This window comes from Kaistella sp. (assembly GCF_032060305.1).
Taxonomy (GTDB): Bacteria; Bacteroidota; Bacteroidia; order Flavobacteriales; family Weeksellaceae; genus Kaistella; species Kaistella yananensis.
Genome location: NZ_DAMBHK010000010.1, coordinates 40,959 through 44,468 on the forward strand (window position 1 = coordinate 40,959; position 3,510 = coordinate 44,468).

The window sequence follows — 3,510 nt, forward strand, 5'->3', positions numbered from 1 at the left end:
TCTGTTTTCCAAACCATTTGTGGCATTGCTTCGGCAAGATTTCGGTATTCGTCTTCTTTTGCCTGGCTAAGGTTTTTGGCATTCACTAATTCGGTAACATCTACCGCCACATTCATGATCGCATAAATTTTTCCCTGTACGTCGTAGAGCGGTTTGTAAGAAAAGTTATAATAAAAAGTCTGCAGCACGCCGTCGACAAAAAGATCTACTTTATCTTCTTTGGCGGTATATGGAATGCCTGTTGCAAATATATTTTTTAAAATATCAATAAATGGCTGGCCTTTCAGTTCCGGCAACGCTTCTTCAAGTCTTTTGCCAATTACAGACCTGTCTTTACCCCAGGTTTTTATCATCTGGTCATTGGCAAAATCGATGATTAGGTCTTCACCAAGATAGATAGCAGTTGAATAATCTGAAATCTCCATCAGTTCCTTGAAGCGAATTTCGCTTTCCTGCAGCTTTTTTTCAGAAAGCACTTTATCGGTAACATCGGTTGCTACAACGCTCACTCCTGTTATTTTACCTTCAAAAAAAACCGGTGAATATATAAAGTCAAAGTAACTGTCGGTAAGCACCCCGTCTTTCATTAGCATTGCCAAAACGCTGTTGCCTTTATAGGCAATACCTGTGTCATAAACATTCTTTAATATCCTTGGAAACTCCTGATCACGGATTTCCGGAATTGCCTCAAGAATCGGAAGCCCGATAACGCTTGTATCTTTTCCCCATAAATCTAAAATCTGTTTATTGGCAATTTCAACCACCTGGTCCTCGCCCATCAACATTGCCAAAGCAACAGGAGCTTGACTTAAAAGCGTGGTTAAAGAGTCTAAACACACATTATTAAGGAGAAAATTTTTCATTGCTGCAATTTAAAAAAAAATATAGTTCATGGATAAAATTCTTTAAACTAAATAGTTATTTTTTTATTTCTGCCGAAACGTCTTTTCCCTCAGAAAATCTCAAAAAAAATTGAATCAATACGGGTAAGAACTATATAAATTTATATTTTTTATTTGAAAATATTAACTATATTTGCACTTCTTAAACTTAAAAATAAAATGAGCACGATATTTACCTTTTTCATGATCCTGATCATGATTTTAAGTATTTTACTAATCATCATCATTATGGCCCAAAATCCGAAGGGAGGTGGTCTTTCAGGAACTTTCGGGGGTACATCTTCCGCACAGTTCGGTGTTCAGAGAACAAATGATTTTATGGAGAGAGCGACATGGATTCTTGGTGGTGCTATTGTGTTCTTAATTCTGTTAAGCGTAATTTTAACAGCGAAGCCTACCCCTTCAATGCAACAGGTTCCTGCGAGAACTGAAGCTCCGGCTCCGCAAACCGCTCCCGGTACAAACAGTACAACTACATTGCCTGTTCCGGCTCCTGCAGGAAAATAACACCATCATAACAATATAAAAAAATCGGTTAAGAAATTTCTTAACCGATTTTTTTGTGGAAAATATTTAAGAATTAAATTCCTTCTCCGCAATTCCCCAAAACTCATCCTGGTGCTTAACAAAAAGGCAGTGAATCCATGAATCCAGGGACATCTTCTCTATAACATCATCATCTATTTTTTTGAATTCAGTATTGAAAAACTGTTTTTCGACATTCAGATCATTCCGGTTAAGGATAAGAATGTTTTGTTCGTTATAAAAAGGATAGTTCTTGATATCGCAATTGGTTGTAATTAATTTTTTACCGGCTGCCAAAGCCTCGAAAGTCCTCATGGTAAGCCCATTTTGAAATGGCTTGTTAATATCAAGTACCGCAAAAGCTTGATCATAAATTCCGCTAATTTCAGTATGTGACAGTTTTTTGAAACTGAGCTTTTCCATATCGAAATTCATCATATTTTTATCGAAAATCTTTTTAAGCATAAAAGCAACTCTACCGGGAGCATAGTAATAAAAAAAAGTTTTCAGCTTTAGATTTGTACATTGTTCCCTTATTTTTTCGCCTATTAAATAGCGGTCTGTATGGGCACTGCCGATAAAAACGAGATCAAATTCGGGTTTGGGATTTTGGTTTTGCTTTTTGTATTCATTTAAAAAAAAGAGCGGCCGGAAATGCACATTATACTTTTTTGCATCTGCAGGTTCGAAGGTAAAATTATGATCAAAAAAAGGAAAAAGCTTCAGAAATTTGGGATATTCTGTCACTGCATCGTAAGAATAAAAAATCTTTTCTGTCTCGGGATTTGTGTCTGCGAATTTCTTCAAAAAAAACAGGGGTACAGATTCACCTTTAATCAAAAGAAAATAATCGTATTTCGTTCCTTTAATCTGTTGCCAAAGTTTTTCATAATACCGGTTTACTTTCTTTTGGAACAATCTGCTTTTCACCCTGATCATCCCTTTGGTGAAGACAGAATCTGAGGGTCTTTCGTTATAGAAATCTACCTCGGCTCCCAGTTCACGCAACCGGTTGCAGATGGCAGTTTCGTAACCGAAAAAGTTGGCAGAGATCAATAATATTTTCTTCTGGCTAAAATTCATGATTTCAGAAATCCTTTTTGCTTCATTTCAATAAGGGAATTTTGAAAATTATTTTCATGAACCGGCTGTTTTAACACCCAATCTGTAAAATCAGAAATTCCCTCCTCGAAACTCACTGTCGGTTCAAAATTCAGGATTCTTTTCATCTTCGAGAGATCCGCGAAGTTATGTCGTATATCTCCAATTCTGAAATCCCCCGAGACATTGATTTTCTCTTGTTTCCCATACATTTTCGCCAACATTTTCGCTACGGAAAGTACCGAGGTTGGCTTTCCGGTTCCCACATTTATAATTTCGTTGTTGGCGAGATCATTTTTTAAACTTCTGAAAGTTGCTTCTACCGTGTCTTCAATGTTGATAAAATCACGGCTTGGCAGACCATCTTCGAAAACATTTGTCTCTTTCCCACTCAAGATCTGTGTTGAAAATATAGATAAAATTCCGGTATAAGGATTAAGTAAAGACTGCCCCACGCCATAAACATTTTGATACCGAAGAATCACAAAGGGAAGCGCAACTGAAGAGCAAACCAGTTTTACCATTTCCTCCTGCTGGAGTTTGGTTAATCCGTAATAAGAAGTTGGGTGTAGTTTTGATGATTCATCAGTGGCCACAGGCGTCAACGACCGACCTTTATCATCTGTCATCTCATAAAATCCCTGCTCCATTAAAGTTAAAGTTCGGTTTTCGGGATACACCGTTTCGTTATCAGCATTCCGATATTTCCCTTCACCATAAACGGCACGTGAAGATGCAAGGACAAATTTCTTTACATTGTGGGTCTTATTCACCAGGACATCAAGCAGCAAAGCAGTACCGGAAACATTCACACGATTGTATTTTTCGATCTCATACATGGATTGGCCCGTACCGGTTTCAGCCGCAAAGTGAATTACTGCATCGGCGTTTTCAAGAGCTGTTTCAACATCATTTCTGTTGGTAATGTCTCCTTTAATAAAATTTACTTTACCAAGAATACTTCTGTACAGCGGGGAATCGT

The 3,510-nt window shown here is 37.4% G+C and carries 4 protein-coding genes; 1 reads left to right on the forward strand and 3 read right to left on the reverse strand.

Annotated elements, in window-relative coordinates; translation table 11 throughout:
* The coding region (locus V5N63_RS02625) for a PAS domain-containing protein (RefSeq protein WP_332032710.1) at positions 1–863 on the reverse strand (863 nt) is incomplete at its 3' end.
* A gap of 198 nt (positions 864–1,061) precedes the next feature.
* Here V5N63_RS02625 and secG point away from each other — a divergent pair.
* Entirely contained in the window at positions 1,062–1,409 is a 348-nt protein-coding gene (gene secG, locus V5N63_RS02630) for a preprotein translocase subunit SecG (protein WP_332021087.1), read from the forward strand.
* 66 nt (positions 1,410–1,475) lie between these two features.
* Here secG and V5N63_RS02635 read toward each other — a convergent pair whose 3' ends face one another.
* Together V5N63_RS02635 and V5N63_RS02640 are read right to left on the reverse strand one after the other, a co-directional pair.
* Entirely contained in the window at positions 1,476–2,510 is a 1,035-nt protein-coding gene (locus V5N63_RS02635) for a hypothetical protein (protein ID WP_332032711.1), read from the reverse strand.
* The coding region (locus V5N63_RS02640; RefSeq protein ID WP_332032712.1) for an NAD-dependent epimerase/dehydratase family protein at positions 2,507–3,510 on the reverse strand (1,004 nt) is incomplete at its 5' end. The genes V5N63_RS02640 and V5N63_RS02635, both read right to left, overlap by 4 nt.

Coding starts and splice junctions, on each gene's coding strand:
- secG (WP_332021087.1), top strand. CDS start 1,062: ATGAGCACGATATTTACCTTTTTCATGATCCTGATCATGATTTTAAGT.
- V5N63_RS02635 (WP_332032711.1), bottom strand. CDS start 2,510: ATGAATTTTAGCCAGAAGAAAATATTATTGATCTCTGCCAACTTTTTC.